The organism is Pseudomonas sp. xss_4, assembly GCF_043104125.1.
Lineage (GTDB): Bacteria > Pseudomonadota > Gammaproteobacteria > Pseudomonadales > Pseudomonadaceae > Aquipseudomonas > Aquipseudomonas parafulva_B.
On record NZ_JBICKJ010000027.1, the window covers coordinates 107,671 to 127,759 of the forward strand.

The following is a 20,089-nucleotide window of genomic DNA, read 5'->3' on the forward strand; positions in this document are numbered from 1 at the left end:
GGAGTATTTTTAAGTGAGCGAACTCATTCGCGTACCTGACATCGGCAGCGGTGAAGGTGAAATCATCGAGCTGTTCGTCAAGGTCGGTGATCGTATCGAAGCTGACCAAAGCCTGCTGACCCTGGAGTCCGACAAGGCCTCCATGGAGATTCCGGCGCCAAAGGCCGGCATCGTCAAGGAACTGAAAGTCAAGCTGGGTGATCGCCTGAAAGAAGGCGACGAACTCCTGGTTCTGGAAGCCGAGGGTGCCGCTGATGCGGCCCCTGAGGCACCTGCGGCCGAGCAGCAGCCCGCACAGGCCGAAGCGGCCGCACCGGCACCTGCTGCCGAGGCCGCGCCAGCACAAGCTGCCGCCCCGGCTGCCGCCAGCGTGCAGGACATCCACGTGCCGGACATTGGCTCGTCGGGCAAGGCCAAGATCATCGAAGTGCTGGTCAAGGCAGGCGATACCGTCGAAGCCGATCAGTCGCTGATCACCCTGGAGTCCGACAAGGCCTCCATGGAAATCCCTTCGCCTGCCGCTGGCGTGGTCAAGGAAGTCATTGCCAAGCTTGATGACGAAGTGGGCACCGGCGACCTGATCCTCAAGCTGGAAATTGCAGGTGCAGCGCCTGCCCCAGCGCAGGCTCCAGCCGCCGCTGCACCGGCCAAGACCGAAGCCGCACCCGCCGCTGCCCCTGCCGCTGCTGCCCCGGCTGCCGCTGCGCCTGCGCCAGCCGCAACCGCCCCGGCTGCCGGCAACAACGCCAAGGTGCATGCCGGCCCAGCCGTGCGTCAGCTGGCCCGTGAGTTCGGCGTAGAGCTCGGTGCCGTGGCAGCGACCGGCCCACACGGCCGCATCCTGAAAGAAGACGTGCAGGTTTACGTCAAGGCCATGATGCAGAAGGCCAAGGAAGCGCCGGCAGCTGCCGGTGCAACCGGCGGCGCTGGCATTCCGCCGATTCCGGTGGTCGATTTCAGCAAGTTCGGTGAAGTCGAAGAAGTGGCCATGACCCGCCTGATGCAGGTCGGTGCTGCCAACCTGCACCGCAGCTGGCTGAACGTGCCGCACGTGACCCAGTTCGACTCGGCTGACATCACTGAGCTCGAAGCCTTCCGCGTTGCCCAGAAAGCCGTCGCAGAAAAGGCCGGCGTCAAGCTGACCGTCCTGCCGCTGCTGCTCAAGGCCTGCGCCTTCCTGCTCAAGGAACTGCCAGACTTCAACAGCTCGCTGGCACCAAGCGGCAAAGCGGTCATCCGCAAGAAATACGTGCACATCGGTTTTGCCGTGGACACGCCCGATGGCCTGCTGGTACCGGTAATCAAGAACGTCGACCAGAAGAGCCTGCTGCAGCTGGCTGCCGAAGCGGCTGCCCTGGCCGAGAAGGCGCGCACCAAGAAGCTGTCGGCGGACGAGATGCAAGGCGCCTGCTTCACCATCTCCAGCCTTGGTCACATTGGCGGCACCGGCTTCACGCCGATCGTCAACGCCCCCGAGGTGGCCATCCTGGGCGTCTCCAAGGCGACCATGCAGCCTGTCTGGGACGGCAAGGCCTTCCAGCCCAAGCTGATGCTGCCGCTGTCGCTGTCGTACGATCACCGTGTGATCAACGGCGCCGCCGCTGCGCGCTTCACCAAGCGTCTGGGCGATGTGCTGGGCGATATCCGCACCATGCTGCTGTAAGGCAGCGCACTGTCCCTCCTGGTGAGGGGCAGCTTCTTTTTCGAGCTGCCACGCTCGTACCTCAACCCCGTCGATTGACGGGGCTTTTTTTGCCTGAAGCAAAGTAGGCGCTGAGCGGGAACAGGATGGCCCCGGCGCACGGCCGCGTTGCCGAGCATCGCTGCAAACCCGCACTCAACAGCCGTCCTACAGATTTCGTGGCGTCGGCCGATAACCCTGTTACAGCTTCGTACATGGCCGCTTGCCAGCTATAGGGACATGATGCAACCTTGCCAGATTCGACGCGGTCCAACGGGCGCGTTCCCTCTTCAAGCGAGTCTTCGATGAAAAGCCAACCCGATGCTGGCAACCGTGTGACGGGCGAGGTCGTCACGCAGTTACCCGTGCCCTCGCGGTTGGGCATGCTGCGCTTCGAAAGGCTCAACGAAGCCAGTTGGTCGCTGCTCTACCTGGACCCAGCCTGCGAGCGCCAGTTCGGCGTTCATGCCAGTGACCTCTGCGCGCTAGTCGATGCCCCTTACGCCAGCCTCATGGAACCCGAGGCCCGCTACCGACTTCATGACGACATCCAGCTGCAACTGTCGCAACGCGGCTATTACCGCGTGCGCTACACCCTGCACACGCCAGGCGCCTGCGTGCGCATGCTGGAGGTCGGCGAAGTTTTCAAACAGCATGCCCGCCAGTTGTTATGTGGTTACCTGAGCGTACTCGACGATCACCCGGAAGACACGGGCGAGACCGCCAGTGACCTGGAATCACGCAACAACCGCCTGCAGTTGGCCCTGCAACTGAACCAGCGTGCCCAGCGTGAGCAGCTCGAGCACCTGGAGCGCGTGCGCAGCCAGCAGGACCTCATCCTGCGCCTGGCCCGTCAACGCTACAGCGCCGAGAACTCGTTGCTCGAAGCCGCCGAACTGATCACCCGTAGCGCTTGTGAGATCTACAAGATCGACTGCGCCGGTATCTGGCACTTGGAAGGCCAACGGCTTGAGCCGATCACCGCCTGGTACAGCGACGTGCAAGCGCACCGCCAGCCCGAAGCCATCGATGCCAGCCATTTCCCGGATTACCTCGAGGCCCTGCATGCCAGCCGTGCGATCGACGCGCACAACGCCGGGCACGATCCCCGTACACGTGCATTAATGCAGAGCCTGGGGCCTGGCAACAAGGCGATGCTCGATGCCAGCATCCGCGTCGACGGACAGGTGGTGGGCGTCTTGTGCCTGGAGCAGGCCGGCCAGCCACGCGCCTGGCAGTCCGATGAGATCGCCTTTGCCGGTGAGCTGGCCGACCAGTTCGCCCAGGTCATCACCAACCACAACCGCCGTGCGGCGGCCAGTGCGCTGCACCTGTTCCAACGCGCCGTGGAGCAGAGCGCCAGCGCCTTCCTGCTGGTGAACCGGGATGGGCAGGTTGAGTATGTGAACCCAAGCTTCACCGCCATCACCCAATACAGCACCGAGGAAGTGCAAGGGCGTCACCTGGGTGAATTGCCCGCCCTGGAGAACCTCAACGAGCTGCTGTTCGACTCGCCTTCGAGCCTGGCCATGGGCAACAGCTGGCAGGGCGAATTCAAGAGCCGGCGCAAGAATCTGGAGCCCTACTGGGGGCAGCTGTCGATTTCAAAGGTGTATGGTGACAACCGCGAGCTGACCCACTACATCGGCATCTACGAAGATGTCACCCAGAGCAAGCTTGCGCAGCAGCGCATCGAGCGGCTGGCCTACACCGACAACCTGACCAACCTGGGTAACCGTCCGGCGTTCATCCGCAGCCTGGACGAATGCTTCGCCCGGGATGTGCAGAATCCGATGTGCCTGCTGCTGGTGGACATCGACAACTTCAAGCGCATCAACGACAGCCTGGGCCATCATACGGGCGACAAGTTGCTTATCAGCCTGGCCAGGCGCCTGCGCAACAGCCTGCATGCCGGCGGCATCCTGGCCCGATTTGCCAGCAACGAGTTTGCCGTGTTGCTCGACGACACCAGCCTGGAGGCCGGCCAGGGGGTTGCCCAACAACTGTTGCGCACCCTCGACAAACCAATGTTCGTCGACAACCAGCTGATCAATGTCACTGCATCGGTGGGCCTGGCCAGCGCTCCCCAGCATGGTGCCGACCCCACCAGCCTGATGAAAAACGCCGGGTTGGCACTGCACAAGGCCAAGGCCAACGGCAAGCACCAGGTGCAGGTATTCACTGAGGTCCTCAACGCCGAAGCCAGCTACAAACTGTTCGTCGAGAACAACCTGCGCCGCGCATTGACCCAGAACGAGCTGGAGGTGTTCTATCAGCCCAAGCTGTGCCTGCGCAGCGGCCGGCTGCTGGGCTTGGAAGCCCTGCTGCGCTGGAACCATCCCGAACGGGGCATGATCCGCCCTGACCAGTTCATCAGCGTGGCCGAAGAAACCGGTCTGATCATTCCCATCGGCAAATGGGTGGTGCGCCAGTCGTGCCGCATGAGCAACGATCTGCGTGCAGCAGGGCTTGGCAACCTGCACGTTGCGATCAACCTGTCGCCCAAGCAGTTTTCCGACCCTGATCTGGTCGCCTCGATCAGTAGCATCATCGGGGAAGAAGGCTTGCCTGCGCACCAACTGGAGCTGGAGCTGACCGAAGGGTTGCTGCTCGAAGCCAGTGAAGACACCCATCGGCAACTCGACGAGCTCAAGGCATTGGGCCTGACCCTGGCCATGGATGACTTCGGCACCGGTTACTCCTCGCTGAGCTACCTGAAGAAGTTTCCGATCGACATCCTCAAGATCGACCGCAGCTTCATCAAGGACATCCCCGACAACCAGGACGACATGGAAATCACCTCGGCGGTGATCGCCATGGCCCATAACCTCAAGCTGAAGGTGGTGGCCGAGGGCATTGAAACTCCTGCGCAGCTGGGTTTCCTGCGTCGACACCGGTGTGACATCGGGCAGGGCTATCTGTTTGACCGGCCTATCCCGGGGCGAGAGCTGGCAGAGCGCCTGCAACGCTACCCGCGAGGCCCAGCCGCCTGACAGCAGCGCAAACCTCGGGCACACTAGAAACCATTCGGGCTGCATCGCAGGCAGGTCCGTCCTCACAGATCGCGCAGGTCATGTGATCGGGAACGGACTTGGCGGCGATGGCCCTGACGCTATCCAACTGAATAGACACAGAGGAACGGCCATGGTCCTGCGTTCGGAAATACTGGTGAACAAAAATGTCATGCCCACTGCGGAGCAGGCCCTGCCCGGCCGCGAAACGCCGATGAGCCTGCCCGAGTTCCACTACGTGTTCAAGGAGACGCCGCTGCTTGGGCCATTCTTCGAGGACGTGGATTTCGCGATTTTCGGCCTGGGGTGTTTCTGGGGCGCGGAACGCCGATTCTGGCAGCGTGAGGGGGTGGTCAGTACCGTTGTGGGTTATGCCGGCGGCTTTACGCCGAACCCGACCTACGAAGAGGTCTGCTCAGGCCTGACCGGGCACACCGAAGTGGTGCTGGTGGTCTTCGACAAGAGCAAAGTGAGCTACGGTGAACTGCTGACCATGTTCTGGGAACTGCACAACCCGACCCAGGGCATGCGCCAGGGCAACGATGTCGGCACGCAGTACCGCTCGGCCATCTACTGCACCAGCCCCGAACAGTTGGAACAAGCCAAGGCCAGCCGCGACGCTTTCCAGGCCGAACTGAGCAAGGCTGGCTTCGGCGAAATCACCACTGAAATCGACCAGGCACCGACGGTGTACTTCGCCGAGGCCTACCACCAGCAGTACCTGGCCAAGAACCCGGACGGCTACTGCGGTATCGGCGGCACGGGCGTGTGCATGCCGGCCAGTTTGCAAGGAAACTGAGCATGAGCACCATGACCCTGTTCCACTCGCCCCTGTCGCCATTCGTACGCAAGGTCATGGTGGTGTTGCACGAGACCGGCCAACTGGACCGAGTGGCACTTGAGCCTGTGAACATCAGCCCGGTCAACGGGGACGAGCTGCTCAACGCCGGCAATCCGATTGGCAAGATTCCGGCGCTGCGCCTGGCGGACGGTACCGTGCTGCACGACAGCCGGGTGATCTGCGAGTACCTGGATCAGCAACATGTGGGGTTGCCGCTGCTGCCCCGTGAAGGCTCTGCTCGCTGGCGACGCATGACGCTGGCCTCTCAGGCGGATGCCATTCTGGATGCGGCCGTCTCGAGCCGCTACGAAACATTCGTGCGACCGGTCGAGAAACGTTGGGATGGGTGGCTAGAAGCGCAGGGGGACAAGATCCGCCGCAGCCTGGCCAACCTTGAGCGAGCCCACCTGGCGGAGCTGACGTCAGGGTTCGACTTGGCCGCGATCGGCGTGGCTTGCGCATTGGGGTACCTGGACTTGCGCCAGCCTACGTTCGGCTGGCGTGAACGCCAGCCTGGCCTGGCGGCCTGGTATGCCGAGGTGAGCACGCGGCCTTCGATGGTGGCAACGGCACCGGCTGCCTGACAGACGGCCAGTGGAGCGGCCGCACCGATGCGCCTGCTCAGGCAACGATGATCAGCAGTCAGGCTCGCCAGCGGTGAATCGTTTTGCCGGATTCACCGCGCCCTTGAACTCACGCAGCGCCTTGGCACCCACCAGCAGCGGGTAGTTGAAGTTGCTGCGATCCACCAAGTTGACCTCCACGGTTCGCTTCACGTCTCCCAGGCACAGTTCCAGGTCTACCACCGGGCGCTTGGCACTCTCGGGTCTATCGCCCTCATCCTCGTCATCGGCACGGCCCTTGATCTTGCTGATACGCGAGACTTGGTGCTCGTAAACCTTGCCGTCGGCATCCTTGGTCGCCAGGCGGAAACGTACCCACTCCTGCCCATCGCGGGTGAACAACTCGATGTCCTTGGCCGACAGCGACGCCGTATAGGCGCCAGTATCCATCTTGGCCTTGAGCGTCTGGCCAATCTCCGGCAGCGCGATATTCTCGTAGCGCCCGTACAGCGTAGGTTCGGCGGCCACCACCGGTAGCGTCAACAACGTCAGCACGGCAAACAGTGATTTCACAAGCAAGGTTCCTTGATCGATTTACGGGTTAGACCGCACAAGCAGCCCAGGTTCGCGGTCCAAAGCCTAACCAACATAATGTGAAACATTTGTCCGTGCCGCCGGGCCTTGGAGGTTTGGCGTAGTCCGCAAGCCTGCTTATCATTGCCGATCGTTATGGTTCTGACAGAAAGAGTCTCCTTATGCGTCGCGTGCTGACCGGCATACTCACAGCCACCTTGCTGCTGCTCAACACCTTGGTGTTGATCGGGCCCCTGCTGGTGTTCGCCTTGTTCAAACTGGTGCTACCTGGCCGTGGGCGCGACCGTGCATCAGGGGCTGTGATGTGGGTGGCAGAAACCTGGTCGGAAATCGACAAAGCCGTCTTTGCCTTGTGCACACCCACCCAATGGGACATTCGCGGTATCGAAAACCTGCGTCGTGACACCTCGTACCTTGCAATCAGCAATCACCAGAGCTGGGTGGACATTCCCGCCTTGATCGAGAGCCTCAACCGGCGCACCCCCTTCTTCAAGTTTTTCCTGAAGAAGGAATTGATCTGGGTGCCGCTGCTGGGCCTGGCATGGTGGGGCCTGGACTATCCGTTCATGAAGCGCTACAGCAAGGCCTTTCTGGAGAAGCACCCCGAGCTCAAGGGCAAGGATCTGGAAATCACCAAGGCTGCCTGCGAGCTGTTCAAGCGCCAACCGGTGACCGTGGTCAATTACCTGGAAGGCACCCGCTTCACCGAGGCCAAGCGCCAGGCGCAACACTCACCTTACCGCCATCTGCTAAAGCCCAAGGCCGGTGGCGTGGCGTTCGTGCTCGCAGCGCTGGGTGAGCAGCTCGATGCGCTGCTGGACGTCACCATCGTGTACCCCGGCGACAAGGCGCCAGGTTTCTGGGACTTGCTCAATGGCAGTGTCAGCCGGGTAATTATCGACATTCAAGTGCGCGAGCTCGACCCAGCGCTGTGGGCGGGCGATTACGAAAGCGATCCTGTTTTCCGTCAGACAGTGCAGGCGTGGGTGAACCAGCTGTGGCTGGAAAAGGATGAGCGGATCGGGCGGTTGCGTTGGGAATGAATGCACTTTGTTGCTTCTGTGGCTCTAGCGCCGGCAAGCCGGGGCCTGAAGGATCATGACAGCCATCAGGACATTTAGGCGGTAGGGCTACTTGACGCTGGAACAGCCTGCCAATGCCCGCCAAACTTTTTTCGGCCTCCTGATACTTCTTGTCACACACCCCTTTTGTGGATAAAGATCGATCACAGACAACTACAAAAAACTCTGGATCGATCGATGACCCAACCATCAAGCTCAGCCCCACCCCAACTCCGTCGAGTTCTGGGCCTCCCTGCCCTGGTATTCTTCGGCCTTGTGTACATGGTCCCGCTGACCATTTTCACCACCTACGGCATCGTCACCGAGCTTACCGGTGGCCGCACGTCAGGCGCCTATCTGATCACGCTGATGGCCATGCTGTTCACAGCCGCGTCCTACAGTTTCATGGTCAAACGCTTCCCGGTCGCGGGTTCGGCCTACTCCTACACCCACATGGCTTTCGGCCAGAACACAGGCTTTCTGGCGGGCTGGTCGCTGCTGCTCGACTACCTGTTCCTGCCGATGATCAACTACCTGCTCATCGGCCTGTTCCTGAATATCGCCTTCCCAGCAGTGCCGGCTTGGGCTTTCGTACTCGCCTGCATCGCCTTGGTGACCGTCCTCAACGTGCTCGGTATCAGCTCGGTGGCCAAGACCAGCAACCTGATCGTGGGCGCGCAAATCGTCTTCATTGGGGTGTTCATCGCGCTGTCCTGGCAGACCCTCAACCACGGCCAGCCCATCGACTGGCTGGCGCCGCTGCACGGTGACGGTAGCGCACCTGGCTTTGGTCCGATGATGGCAGGCGCGGCAGTGCTATGCCTGTCCTTCCTGGGGTTCGATGCCGTCTCCACCCTCGCCGAGGAAAGCCGCGATGCTCGGCGTGACGTGCCTCGGGCGATCATCCTCACCACGCTGTTCGCCGGCCTGCTGTTCACCGTGCTGGCCTATGTGAGCCAACTGGTGCTGCCAGGCAGCACCTTCGCCAATGCCGATGCTGCTGCGAATGAGGTCATGCTCAAGGCAGGCGGGCAGTTCCTGGCCAACTTCTTCACTGCCGCTTATGTCGCCGGTAGCCTCGGCTCGGCCTTGGCATCGCAGGCCGCAGTGTCGCGCATTCTCTACACCATGGGCCGTGACCGGGTGCTGCCGCAGCGCACCTTCGGTCACCTGTCGCCACGCCTCGGTACACCGGTATTCGCCATCGTGGTGGTGTCGGCGTTCTCACTGCTGGCGCTGGTGATCGACTTGTCCACCCTGGCCTCGCTGATCAGCTTCGGCGCCTTGGTGGCGTTCTCGGCGGTGAACCTGGCGGTGGTGAAGACGCATCTGATGGACGATGCAAGCCTGCGCACTGCGAAAGGGCTATTGAGCTATGGCGTAGTGCCACTGGTGGGCTTGGGATTGACGCTGTGGCTGTGGACCAGTCTGTCGGCGCTGACCTTGGTGATTGGCCTGTGCTGGTTTGCGCTGGGGCTGGCATACCTGGCAGTGCTGACCGCCGGCTTCCGCCGCCCGGTGCGCTTGGTGGACTTCACCGAGGCTGCCTGACCCAATCATCTCGCGGCCTGCGCGGCCCCTTGAGCGGCCTTGCCGGGGCGCCGGACCGGTCGGAAAGGGCCGCGTAGCTGTCCTGGCAATCTCCGAGGCGAAGCTGAAATTCCGGAGCCGCTACGCCAGGGCAGCTCCCCTGAAGTAGTCTGAAGCCAGCGGCGTGCACTAGTAATTCTGCTAGTTGTACCTGGCCTCGAAAGCGCCAAGACTCAGGCTTACCGACTTGCAAGGCCAAACCCTGTGTCAACAACGCTGCCTGCCTATTGCCCTTATGGGTACCACCAAAATCAAGCAAGCCCTGCATCCATGCTTGGCTTCAATGGTGAGCGATACGACCCGTTTACTTATGGGTATGCCTTGGGTCAAGGCTACCGTTGCTACAGCCCGACATTGATGCGTTTCCAAGGGCCAGACGACCTCAGTCCGTTTCTAGAAGGAGGGTTTAATACCTATATTTATTGCAAGGGTGATCCCGTTAATTACCAAGACGACTCAGGGCGTGCTCCGACGCCCGCGCAACTGACTGCGGCCATCAATAAGCTGAAGCCTGTTTCATCGGCCCGTGCCGAACAGCAAATCTTTACCAAAACAAATAGGCACCACGAGCAACCCGCCGCCCGTGCGATTAAAATGAAGCAGAAGGCAAAAAGCGTGAGTTTTGCGGAAGACACCATCTTTGAAAGGAACCGCTCTGCTCATTACAGGGAGTACCAAGAGCGAAAAAAACTTATCAACGAAATGAATCGGCTTCATACATTCAATGAGGAACTGAATAACGACCTCAATCAACTCTGGAGCCCTGTCACTCGAAGCAACTATCGAGCGTATGACCTCTTACCCGATTATCGGCGCCGGCTTGAGTCGATCAATCACAGCCTCCGTAAAGTGCAGTTGAAAAAGGAAGCAATCCAGTTACGCCTGCAACAAATCCGGCGATAAAGCACGCTATTTCACACCGACGGAGTGGCTGCCGCTGCTGGCATAGTCCATAGACTACCCAGATTCTGCAACAACGACCCGGCAATCCCCTGCTGCCCCAGGTACTGCAGAATCAACGGCGCAAACTTCCCGATCATCCCGGTATCCATCCCCAGCGCTTTGAACGCATTGTCCAGGTCGCTCCGGCTCTGCACATCGTAGCCCAACGCCTTGTTCAAGGCGGACTGGCTGCCCTTGTCATTGCCCAGCAATTCACCCAGCCCGCTCAACCCGCCCAGGACATTGGCGCCCGACAGCAGGTCCAGGCGCGGCATGACCTTGGTCAACTGGCCATAGTCGTCGCTGCTCAGGTTGTTACGCGCCAGCCCCAGCATCGCCCCTGCCCCGCCCACGGCCTGCTCGAGGGTAATGTTCAACTGGCTGCCCAGCGTGTTGAGCAGGTTGGCCTGCCCTTCAGGCGACTGCACCTGGCCTTGTTGCTGCGGGTTCTGCATGGCGGAGACGGTGTTGGCAGCATCGCTGAGGTTGAAGGCGAACACAGGGCTTGCGGTGAGGGTCACCAGGGTTGCCAGGGTGAACGCTTGCATCGGGAGGGACCTCGTTGGCCGGGATGGCCTGGGAAACGACGATTTTGACTCGGTAATTGGGAGATTGTTCCGATACTGTTGTCAGCGGGTGTTTTCCGACCAGAACCGTTAGCCACTCCCTGTTATTTCTGCCAGTAGCGGTGTGCGCAGATCGCCGAGATACTAAGCAGTACCCATGTAACGGGGCGAAAAATATGTTCCGCCTTCAAAGCGAGCACAACGGAACAAAGTACCCAAAGCACGCCATCGAGCATCAGCCGGTCACTAACTCGAGGCGGACCACGCCTACGGGTTTCGATTAAAAGATCGGAAACCGCATCCCAGGCCTCATGCGAGATTTCGTATCGCTTTGCCATCACAGGATTCCTTTCCGTTGGTGGCCGGGGAATGTACGAAATCATTGGAGATGCGTGGAGATAACTGGGTTTCTACGAATTTTGTACAGAGCCTAGAAGCAGACGTGCTTTGTGTTGGGACAGGTCGGCTTGTGAAACACAGCTTGAACGCGTGGCGTCTAGCAATTCTGCTAGTTGTGGATGGTCTTACTGTGAGGAACACTTAGCCGACACGTCCTTGCGGAGCCTACACGGTGACAACGGCCTACAGCGCTTACGAGTACAACAGTCAATCTCACCAGCTCGCCATCCTTGGGCTCAACGGAGAGCGGTGCGACCTACTCAGTAGCTTACACATGCTAGGGCAGGGCTTTCGATCATACAGTCCCATGCTGATGCGCTTCAATGCATCGGACAGCTTAAGCCCATTTGATGACGGGGGGGTATCAATATGTACAGTTATTGTTCTGGAGACCCTATCAACTATTCAGACCCAACGGGCAATTTTAGAAGTGTGGCGGGACGCCCAAGAAGCATCCTGAAAAGAACCTCGACCTCCGTATCTATGTTTGCTGAAACGGGTACGCCACGCAGACAGGTTCAAACAGCCGACTGGGTTAAATTCCACCATTACGACGAGGAGGTTCGCATGAGATCTGCAAAGCTCTATACTGAGATGAAACCTATAAAGCTTGAGCCAGACATGACACAGCCCCCATTCGCGGCCCAACCTTGTTACCCATACCTTCACGTCAAAAATTGACAGAGGGTTATCGAGGATTGGTTACAATCTACAGTACAACAACCACTAAGCTTCATCGAGCAAGGTCATATCTTGAATATAAAGCGATCCGGCAGGAGTCAGTATCGCTAGACAATCTTGAGCGCATTGAAAATGCTGGAGTTCCGATACAGTACATTACGCAATCTGTATTATAGCTACCATACCGATTATAGGCGGTCGCCCCCACAGCATGCGGCGGAAGTCCGGCAGTTTGGTTGACTGCTCGATGGTCAGAAACGAGCGCTCCTAAAGGAACCGACGGCGTAGCCGGGAGTTACGACAGTGACGTGCGTTTCCGCAGACACTAGAGACACGATCTGGGCTTAATCGTCCTGATCAGGTTCTGGGGCCGCGCTCCGTGGTGAAACCCTGTATAAACCGGGGCCATGAATTCTCTGTCTGGTGACCTTTCTGATGACCTTATTTTGCTCAAGCAACTTTTGTTTTAGCCCCTCAATCGCCAGGATGAAACCAGGTGCTGAGGCAGCGATCCTTCACCTATCACTTATACCAGTAGATGGACATAAACCAATCAAGATACTGATAGTCCATGGGACGCCAAGTACTCTCAAATATCCAGGAGGTCTGAAAGATGGAGTTGATTGAAACACGTACTTATACTGCCTATGGGCAGTGGCGAGCGTTGTCATCGAACGCGACACGCCTAGGGTTCAACGGAGAGCCCATAGATAAGTCTTTAACACTCTACCTTTTAGGAAATGGCACCCGCGGCTATTACCCGGCATTAATGCGATTCATAAGCCCCGATACAGAGAGCCCATTTTTCAGAGGGGGCCTGAATTGCTATTGCTTCACACTCAACGACCCGATTAACGGTAGCGATCCAACGGGCCACTTTACGATATTCAGTAAAAGCATAACTTACAAATATCCATTATTGCCAGTCAAAAATCTCCCGGGCAAAGCCTTCTATGCCCCCTCCCCTGTTAACCCCGAGGTGAAGGCTCTAACGATAATGGCGCATTCTGGAGAGCAGGGCTTTGGCAATAGAACAACTGTAGACTATCGAGAATTAATGACGTTATTAACCAATGCCAAGGTACTCAAGAAAGGAATGCCCTTACATATCATAGGCTGCAGATCTGCACACTTGGCCGAATCAATCACAAAAGACTATAACATCGAAACCATTGCTTATAAAGACATTGTGAACGCCCCCTTTATCCGCGCACCCGCACTCCACTCCAATTTCAAACTCATCGAAAAAGAGTCTACGTTCAATAAGTTGACCGGCAGTAAATCAGCTTACTCCAGCCGGGTAGTTTTCGAACCCATCAGATCAGCTCGGAGGCATACTACAAACAGCCAAGCCATCAGAAACCCTAACCAACGGACTGATTTACTTTATTAAACGAACGCTGCTACCGTCGCCATGACTCCATCCGCACCGGAGGTTGCTCAAATTCCCGAACATTTGAATGTGCATTATTCCCTGGTGGAGGCTTTTGAAAGATACTTGCCGGCGCTCTAGGTCGCTTTTACACTGGGCTGCATGATGGTCTCGGCCCGTCGTTGTGAACGTGCCGTCCGAAGGGCGCGGGTCGGCGTTCTAGGGATTCGTACAGCGCCTAGCATTTTTGTCAGTAGCGGCTCCCCCCTCATCCGATCCATGATCGGTCACATCTCAGTGAATCATGACGGGAAGTCTCCCATGTCAACGAGTATGAATATCACTCAATTGTTCTACTCTGGTAGCCATTTGCATACCGTTTCAGGAGCAACTCACAGCGTCCTCCTGCGTGGCGGAGTCCTGCCACTGGCTGAACTCAACAGCACGCTCCCTACGGGAGTGCTCGCAACCGATCAAAACGGCTCAGCCATGCACGCTGTTAACTCAGCTGACCAACTCAAGGTGTATACCCCATACGGCTACCACCGCGCTGCGCCATCAGGGCTGCAACTCGTAGCCTTTAACGGTGAACGGCTCGATCCAATATCGGCAGGTTACCCGCTCGGCAATGGCTACCGGCTATACAGTCCGGCACTGTTGCGTTACTTGGCGGCTGACAGCCTTAGCCCATTCGACATTGGCGGCATCAATCCCTATTGCTACGTGCTAGACGACCCCATCAATAAATCCGATCCTTCCGGACGTGCCCCAGGCATACCGCTGATAAACAAACTAGGTGTACTGGCAATCGCGAAAAAAAAACCTTTTAGCAGGTCGCTTACCATCCAGGCTCATGGTGGGCCAGGCGAGGCGCTCGTGGGCAGTGAAAGACTGGGTGCAGCGGAATTTAATGCGTTTCTTCAAGAGAATGGCGTGTTTGCTGAAAAATACAAAAAAATAACGTTATGCATGTGTTATTCAGCCAGCACCGCCGAGAATAATTCGATTTCTTTTGGGCAAACATTCGCCAACTTTACCGGCCGTCCAATCAAAGCGTTCGATGGCATCGTATTTCACCTCGTGAGTGAATATAAAAAATCCGGAAAATTTGAAATTCAAATCTTGAAAAAGGACGCTCGCAATCACACCGATGCGCAAATCAGTGTCTCTCCGGACGTGCCCTTCAACTACCGCCCCAAAATATTCATGCCAATTGATCAACAAAAAAAGGTAAGGCAAGACTGACCAGTCGGAAATTTATAGGTTCGAGACAGCTCTAGTGCCATACTAAGAAAAGTACAAAAATTTGAGCATGAAGAAAGCTTTAGCCTTTTCAAGACACAACAATGACGCCCCAACCGGCCTCAAATATCTTACGAGTAGTTGACCCATAGGGCAATGGAGGCTTTCTTGCTTAATCTATTCTACCAACACAGCACCTTGTGCACAGTCACTGACGCTCATCGTCAACGCTCCCTCTTTCGGTCCGATAAACATAGTCTGGCAGAACATAATTCCGATAGGAGTGGAGCACCTCTTCTGCTAGGCTACGGACCAAAGAAACATCATTCTGTATGACCGCTCTGGCCGGGATCTAGACGCTCACACCTATCTGCCTTTCGGATATTCAGTAAATTCCCTAGCCAGCGAATACTACAAGGCTTCAATGGAGAGTTCATTGAGCTACAGCTCGGCGCCTATCTACTAGGTTTGGGATACCGCATGTATACGCCTGCACTGATGCGCTTTCAATCGCCAGACAACCTAAGCCCTTTTAGGCGGGGGGGGGGATCAACTGTTATGCCTACTGTAGCAATGCCCCCGTCAACTACACCAACCCGACAGGCCATGCACTTGTCCACTTGAAAAATGGTCAAACACTGCAACCTTATAAGAACCACGCGGCGCCCCTGCCTCATGTGTTCAAGCCATCCAGGCTAAGACGCACAACCTCTCATGCTAGCGCGCTGAATCCAAACCCACCCAAATATGTTCCTCCCACAGAAGACTATTACAAGAGGATCAGGGAGCCTGACATATTTGAATCAATCATCAGCAATCTTACTTTCCAAGATGCCGCCGCCTTTGCAAAGACCGCCCAATCCAATAGAAGCTATGCCGTGCCGGTCATCGAGCGGTACATGTCAATAATCTCAGATACAGATGCCACCATGGAAGCCGTCCGGTCTGGCGTACTCCCCGGTGTCCCTAGGAGGTTTGGACAAAGCCTGGGCTTGGAGCTGAATCCCTATCTGCGAGACATAAACGCTTTAAGCTCAATTCATAGAGCAGCGCTTGACGGCATCCGAAACATTGCCCGACTTATAAGATTTAACAGGGAGTATGATGCACGCGCGAATCGTTCGCGTAGCGACAGTCTGCTGGGAGAATGAAACACGGTCGAAGCATCGTGGTTAAATTAACTTGCTATAAATACGCCTGGGATCAACTTACTTGTTCCCTTGATGCAGAAAGCCCCTCGGTTTGAGGGGCTTTCGTTACTCGATGCTAATTACGCCGCCCCCCACATCTTATGCGGGTCAATCACAAACTTCTTCGGCACACCCGCATCAAACTCGCCATACCCTTCTGGCGCCTGATCCAGGTTGATCACCTGCACGCCCACCACTTCGGCAATGTTGATGCGGTCCCACATGATTGCCTGCATCAGCTGGCGGTTGTACTTCATGGTCGGAGTCTGGCCGGTGTGGAAGCTGTGCGACTTGGCCCAGCCCAAGCCGAAGCGGATGCTCAGTGCACCGATTTTGGCAGCAGCGTCCACCGCACCCGGGTCTTCGGTCACGTACAGGCCCGGAATACCGATCTGCCCAGCCACACGGGTCACCTGCATCAGCGAGTTCAATACAGTTGCCGGCGCCTCGTGCTTGGCGCCTTCATGGCCATGACCGCGAGCTTCGAAGCCTACGGCATCGACGGCGCAATCCACTTCCGGCTCGCCGAGAATGTCCACGATCTGTTCGTGAAGCGGCGTGTCCTTGGACAGGTCGACCACTTCGAAACCCTGGGACTTGGCGTGGGCCAGGCGCGCAGGGTTCAGGTCACCGACGATGACGCAGGCAGCGCCCAGCAGGCGGGCCGAAGCGGCAGCAGCCAGGCCTACAGGGCCAGCACCGGCTACGTAGACGGTGCTGCCAGGGCCGACCCCAGCGGTCACCGCACCGTGGTAGCCGGTCGGCAGAATATCGGACAGGCAGGTCAGGTCACGGATCTTCTCCATGGCCTTGTCGCGTTCTGGCAGTTTCAACAGGTTGAAGTCAGCGTACGGCACCAGCACGTATTCGGCCTGGCCGCCCGTCCAGTCACCCATGTCGACATAACCGTAGGCACCACCAGCACGGGCCGGGTTGACGGTCAGGCAGACGCCCGTATGCATTTCCTTGCAGGAGCGGCAGCGACCACAGGCGACGTTGAACGGTACCGAGACCAGATCGCCGATCTGCATGCGCTCGACGTCACTGCCCTTCTCGACAATTTCGCCGGTGATTTCGTGGCCCAGCACCAGACCGACCTGGGCCGTGGTACGGCCTCGGACCATGTGCTGGTCGGAACCGCAGATGTTGGTGGAAACCACCTTGAGGATCACGCCGTGCTCGATCTTCTTGCCGCGTGGGTCTTGCATTTTCGGGTAGTCGATTTTCTGCACCTCGACCTTGCCCGCGCCGAGATACACCACTCCACGATTGCCAGACATGCTCTTACCTCGCTTTATTTGTATTTATGCAGCGGTGGTGAACGCGCCGCCATCCATGGGCGGCATGTGTTACTGGATGGGGGAATTGTGGGCTCGATGGGCGATGTCACAGTGACTGGTTGCGACAGGGGTATGCCTGTTAGCGGCGCCTACCGCCTGGAGGGTGAGCGGTCGCAGCCAAGCCGCTACCTGACATTTATTTGTATGCAGCCAGCGGTGGTGAACGCGTCACCCTCCATGGGCAGCCCGTGTCATTGAAATGTAGGGGTGGTGGGCGTGTTAAGCCGCTGTGCGGTGACTGGAGACAGTAGGGGGATACTTTTTCACCGTGCCCCGTTTGGCAACCTATTAGTTTTGCCAGTGGTAGAGGCACGGCGGGTGTTGAGAATGGACGTGTGTCAACCGCGCTCATCCGTTGCACAGAGACGTTCATCATGACGACAACGAACCGTTCACTTTATTTCTACCAGGCCAACAGACTCATCGCAGTGCAACAGAGTGGCGACCACCGCTCAGTTTTTCGCACCGCAGGCACACCCTTAGCCGAACAATTATCAGGACAACTGGGCACGAGCCTGCTCGCAGTCGAGGGGAGCGGGACCGTACTGCGGGCCGGCTGTGCTGGTCGGAACGAACCACACCACTACACAGCTTACGGGTACGATCCGAAACTGCCGTCCTACATGACGCTGCTGGGGTTCAACGGCGAAATATTAATTGCGTTGCAAGATGACTACGCCCTTGGCCAAGGCCATCGCTGTTTCAGTCCGGTGAGGATGCGCTTCAATACGCCCGATAGGTTGAGCCCTTTCGAGGCGGGCGGTTTGAATACTTACTGTTACTGTGAAGGGGATCCCGTCAATTACATAGACCCCAGCGGGCAAATGAAACGCTTAGGGAGGAACGCCAAGCCGTCCGTGAGTGCTCCTAATGCGAGTACCCGACGACCCCGCCACTCACCGCCTCCCACCACCGGGTTGTCAAACTTAACAAACGACAACAAGACGGTGGCGGCCGCACAACCGCCTGCGTCAAGGAAACCCGCTGGGCTTTTACCCCGGCAGGCCGTATTACGTTCTGACAACCCCAATCCCAGCCCTAGGTCTGATTGGATAGAGGACCCCAGAAGTGACTCATTTATATTCAACGTAAATATAAACCCAAAACCCACGGCCGTGGTCACACCCATTCAAACTTCACGGCCATCAAGCCCCTACCGGCAGCAGCCCCACTCCCCTGCATCTTCAGCGAACTCGTCAAGGGACTCGACGCCCGCTGAAAGTCGATCATCCAGTCCTCCATCTGGACTGATACCCGACTTCGTTCAGAGAACTATCGATATTCGCCAAAGCTCTTTTTACAGCCGTCGACATGATCCATCTAATTTCTATGGCTCATAGCCAGCATGCCGGCTCCCACACGGGCATCCACTGCCCTGATGTCCAAACAGCCAGCACAACCGGTCAGAGCACAACCGTCCGATTGGCGTTCAGAAACACCCGCCTTTCAATGTGGTACCCCACCGCCCGCGCCAAGGTCAGGCACTCGATGTCTCGCCCTTTGGCGATCAGGTCCTCGGGGTAATAGGTGTGGTCCACCACCTCCACGCCCTGGGCGATGATCGGCCCTTCGTCCAGGTCGTTGTTGATGTAGTGCGCCGTGGCCCCGACCATCTTCACACCTTTGTTGTACGCCTGGTGGTAAGGCTTGGCGCCCTTGAAACCCGGTAGTAGCGAATGGTGGATGTTGATCGCGCGGCCATCGAGCTGGCGGCACAGTTCAGGCGAGAGCACCTGCATGTAGCGGGCGAGGATGACCAGCTCTGCGCCCGTGTCCTCGATCACCTGCAACACCTTGCGCTCCTGCGCAGGCTTGTCTTTGGGATCGAGCGCGAAGTGGTAGTAGGGAATCTTGTGCCAGTGTGCCAAAGGCTCGAGGTCGGGGTGGTTGGAAACCACCGCCGCCACGTCCATGCCCAGTTGACCGATGCGCTGGCGATACAGCAGGTCGTTCAGGCAATGATCGGCCTTGGAGACCATGATCACCACCTTGGGGCGATGGTTGGGCGCCGTCAGCTCGAACGCCATGCCAAACGCCTCGCTGCGCTCGGCAAGGCCTGCACGCAACCCGTCTTCGTCGAAGCCATCAGGCACGCGAAACTCCACGCGAATGAAGAAGCGCCCTGACAGCCGATCATCGAAGGAATGGTGCTCCGTCACGTAGCAGCGTTGCTCGAAGAGGTAACGCGTCACCACGTCGACGGTACCGAGCATGCTCGGGCAGTCGGCGGTGAGAATCCAGGTATCCGGTGCCCGACTCATGGTGTTTCTCCTTAAGCCTCGATGGCCAGTCCGTACTCAGCCGATGCGTCCTGCAGCCACAGCCACCAGTAATCGGAGAAGCTGCGGCGGATGACCAGTTCCCAGGTGTCTTCGGCGGTGCGCCGAATCACCAGTTGCGACTTGGCAAACACCGTGCCGACAGCCTTGCCGACCGGGAAGTTGTTCGGATGCACGTCATAGCTGGTGGATTTCATCAGCACTTCGCGCACGTTCGGGCCGCGCAGTTCCAGCAGGCTCTGCCCACCGCTGACGTTGACCACCTGGATGTGTTGCCCTTCCAGGGCATCGCGCAACTTCTGCTCAATCGCCACTTCCTGCCCACCCGGAACGATCAGCAGCCATTCGTCAGGGCCGACCCATTGCAGCGACAGGTCGCCATTGGCAACGACGGTCAGTGCCACCGGCAACTCCAGGCCCAGGGCCTTGTGGACGCCACCGGCAAAGGCGGGATCATGGCCGTTGCCACGCAGGGTCAGGTGACCGAGGAACTTGCGCTCGCGCAAGGTCACGCCGGCATTTTTGCGGCCCTTACCCACCAGGCTCGCCAGGTCGGCGTGGTGCAATGGCGACTCGGCCTTGGCCGAGGCACCAGGGTTTTGCTCGAAGACGTTGATAGCGCTCATTTCATACCTGCCTAGAATTCTTGTTCGTCGATGGGATGCAGACATCCGGTCCTGCAAACTCTGCCGGCCTCATCGCCGGCGAGCCTGCGCCGATCCTTGACATCTGCATCG

At 58.1% G+C, this 20,089-nt stretch carries 15 protein-coding genes and 1 pseudogene; 10 read left to right on the top strand and 6 right to left on the bottom strand.

Features of this window, described 5'->3' with window-relative positions; translation table 11 throughout:
* Positions 1–13: 13 nt before the first annotated feature.
* The 4 genes from aceF (at position 14) to ACF8GB_RS05470 (ending at position 6,117) form a co-directional block, all read left to right on the top strand.
* Complete coding sequence (gene aceF / locus ACF8GB_RS05455) at positions 14–1,663, top strand: dihydrolipoyllysine-residue acetyltransferase (protein WP_058639074.1); 1,650 nt, start codon at positions 14–16, stop codon at positions 1,661–1,663.
* Between the two features lie 323 nt (positions 1,664–1,986).
* Complete coding sequence (locus tag ACF8GB_RS05460) at positions 1,987–4,674, top strand: bifunctional diguanylate cyclase/phosphodiesterase (RefSeq protein ID WP_145253998.1); 2,688 nt, start codon at positions 1,987–1,989, stop codon at positions 4,672–4,674.
* Between the two features lie 151 nt (positions 4,675–4,825).
* Positions 4,826–5,491, top strand: coding sequence for a peptide-methionine (S)-S-oxide reductase MsrA (gene msrA, locus ACF8GB_RS05465; protein ID WP_058639072.1), 666 nt, complete (start codon positions 4,826–4,828; stop codon positions 5,489–5,491).
* 2 nt (positions 5,492–5,493) lie between these two features.
* On the top strand, positions 5,494–6,117 hold the full coding sequence (locus ACF8GB_RS05470; protein WP_078479252.1) for a glutathione S-transferase: 624 nt from the start codon (positions 5,494–5,496) through the stop codon (positions 6,115–6,117).
* A 51-nt stretch (positions 6,118–6,168) separates the two neighbouring features.
* Here ACF8GB_RS05470 and ACF8GB_RS05475 read toward each other — a convergent pair whose 3' ends face one another.
* Positions 6,169–6,669 carry an ATP-dependent zinc protease gene (locus ACF8GB_RS05475; protein WP_392526685.1) on the bottom strand — a complete coding sequence of 167 codons (501 nt, stop codon included), beginning with the start codon at positions 6,667–6,669 and terminating at the stop codon, positions 6,169–6,171.
* A gap of 182 nt (positions 6,670–6,851) precedes the next feature.
* Here ACF8GB_RS05475 and ACF8GB_RS05480 point away from each other — a divergent pair, with 182 nt between their 5' ends.
* The 3 genes from ACF8GB_RS05480 (at position 6,852) to ACF8GB_RS05490 (ending at position 10,244) form a co-directional block, all read left to right on the top strand.
* Entirely contained in the window at positions 6,852–7,733 is an 882-nt protein-coding gene (locus ACF8GB_RS05480; protein WP_392526686.1) for an acyltransferase, read from the top strand.
* Between the two features lie 216 nt (positions 7,734–7,949).
* Positions 7,950–9,302, top strand: coding sequence for an APC family permease (locus ACF8GB_RS05485; RefSeq protein WP_145254004.1), 1,353 nt, complete (start codon positions 7,950–7,952; stop codon positions 9,300–9,302).
* A gap of 243 nt (positions 9,303–9,545) precedes the next feature.
* Positions 9,546–10,244 carry an RHS repeat-associated core domain-containing protein gene (locus ACF8GB_RS05490; RefSeq protein ID WP_228385155.1) on the top strand — a complete coding sequence of 233 codons (699 nt, stop codon included), beginning with the start codon at positions 9,546–9,548 and terminating at the stop codon, positions 10,242–10,244.
* A gap of 11 nt (positions 10,245–10,255) precedes the next feature.
* Here the strand turns inward: ACF8GB_RS05490 and ACF8GB_RS05495 are convergent, their stop codons facing one another.
* Both ACF8GB_RS05495 and ACF8GB_RS05500 read right to left on the bottom strand, forming a co-directional pair.
* A complete protein-coding gene (locus ACF8GB_RS05495; protein WP_326383300.1) occupies positions 10,256–10,831 on the bottom strand; it encodes a DUF2780 domain-containing protein in 576 nt (191 codons plus the stop codon).
* Positions 10,832–11,052: 221 nt separating this feature from the next.
* Positions 11,053–11,187, bottom strand: a pseudogene (locus tag ACF8GB_RS05500) (IS5/IS1182 family transposase); the annotation flags it as partial.
* A 1,355-nt stretch (positions 11,188–12,542) separates the two neighbouring features.
* Here ACF8GB_RS05500 and ACF8GB_RS05505 point away from each other — a divergent pair.
* Both ACF8GB_RS05505 and ACF8GB_RS05510 read left to right on the top strand, forming a co-directional pair.
* Entirely contained in the window at positions 12,543–13,322 is a 780-nt protein-coding gene (locus ACF8GB_RS05505; RefSeq protein ID WP_078479254.1) for an RHS repeat-associated core domain-containing protein, read from the top strand.
* Positions 13,323–13,634: 312 nt separating this feature from the next.
* The gene (locus ACF8GB_RS05510; RefSeq protein ID WP_197844117.1) at positions 13,635–14,546 is read left to right on the top strand and encodes an RHS repeat-associated core domain-containing protein; all 912 of its coding nucleotides are present in this window, start codon (positions 13,635–13,637) and stop codon (positions 14,544–14,546) included.
* Positions 14,547–15,813: 1,267 nt separating this feature from the next.
* Here the strand turns inward: ACF8GB_RS05510 and fdhA are convergent.
* Positions 15,814–17,013 (bottom strand): formaldehyde dehydrogenase, glutathione-independent, encoded by a 1,200-nt coding sequence (fdhA, locus tag ACF8GB_RS05515; RefSeq protein WP_023532721.1) that lies wholly within the window; start codon positions 17,011–17,013, stop codon positions 15,814–15,816.
* A gap of 434 nt (positions 17,014–17,447) precedes the next feature.
* On the opposite strand from fdhA, the gene ACF8GB_RS05520 reads away from it, so the two are divergent.
* Positions 17,448–18,413, top strand: a complete 966-nt coding sequence (locus tag ACF8GB_RS05520; protein ID WP_392526688.1) for an RHS repeat-associated core domain-containing protein — start codon at positions 17,448–17,450, stop codon at positions 18,411–18,413.
* A 63-nt stretch (positions 18,414–18,476) separates the two neighbouring features.
* On the opposite strand, the gene purU is transcribed toward ACF8GB_RS05520, so the two are convergent.
* Positions 18,477–19,334 carry a formyltetrahydrofolate deformylase gene (purU, locus tag ACF8GB_RS05525; protein ID WP_058638083.1) on the bottom strand — a complete coding sequence of 286 codons (858 nt, stop codon included), beginning with the start codon at positions 19,332–19,334 and terminating at the stop codon, positions 18,477–18,479.
* Positions 19,335–19,345: 11 nt separating this feature from the next.
* On the bottom strand, positions 19,346–19,978 hold the full coding sequence (locus ACF8GB_RS05530; RefSeq protein ID WP_058638084.1) for a sarcosine oxidase subunit gamma: 633 nt from the start codon (positions 19,976–19,978) through the stop codon (positions 19,346–19,348).
* Positions 19,979–20,089 lie beyond the last annotated feature (111 nt).

What these genes read in the sequence shown, in the direction of transcription:
- ACF8GB_RS05530 (WP_058638084.1), bottom strand. Translation starts at nt 19,978, where the DNA reads ATGAGCGCTATCAACGTCTTCGAGCAAAACCCTGGTGCCTCGGCCAAG.
- ACF8GB_RS05480 (WP_392526686.1), top strand. Translation starts at nt 6,852, where the DNA reads ATGCGTCGCGTGCTGACCGGCATACTCACAGCCACCTTGCTGCTGCTC.
- ACF8GB_RS05510 (WP_197844117.1), top strand. Translation starts at nt 13,635, where the DNA reads ATGAATATCACTCAATTGTTCTACTCTGGTAGCCATTTGCATACCGTT.
- purU (WP_058638083.1), bottom strand. Translation starts at nt 19,334, where the DNA reads ATGAGTCGGGCACCGGATACCTGGATTCTCACCGCCGACTGCCCGAGC.
- msrA (WP_058639072.1), top strand. Translation starts at nt 4,826, where the DNA reads ATGGTCCTGCGTTCGGAAATACTGGTGAACAAAAATGTCATGCCCACT.
- ACF8GB_RS05460 (WP_145253998.1), top strand. Translation starts at nt 1,987, where the DNA reads ATGAAAAGCCAACCCGATGCTGGCAACCGTGTGACGGGCGAGGTCGTC.
- ACF8GB_RS05505 (WP_078479254.1), top strand. Translation starts at nt 12,543, where the DNA reads ATGGAGTTGATTGAAACACGTACTTATACTGCCTATGGGCAGTGGCGA.
- fdhA (WP_023532721.1), bottom strand. Translation starts at nt 17,013, where the DNA reads ATGTCTGGCAATCGTGGAGTGGTGTATCTCGGCGCGGGCAAGGTCGAG.
- ACF8GB_RS05520 (WP_392526688.1), top strand. Translation starts at nt 17,448, where the DNA reads ATGACGACAACGAACCGTTCACTTTATTTCTACCAGGCCAACAGACTC.
- ACF8GB_RS05495 (WP_326383300.1), bottom strand. Translation starts at nt 10,831, where the DNA reads ATGCAAGCGTTCACCCTGGCAACCCTGGTGACCCTCACCGCAAGCCCT.
- ACF8GB_RS05470 (WP_078479252.1), top strand. Translation starts at nt 5,494, where the DNA reads ATGAGCACCATGACCCTGTTCCACTCGCCCCTGTCGCCATTCGTACGC.
- ACF8GB_RS05485 (WP_145254004.1), top strand. Translation starts at nt 7,950, where the DNA reads ATGACCCAACCATCAAGCTCAGCCCCACCCCAACTCCGTCGAGTTCTG.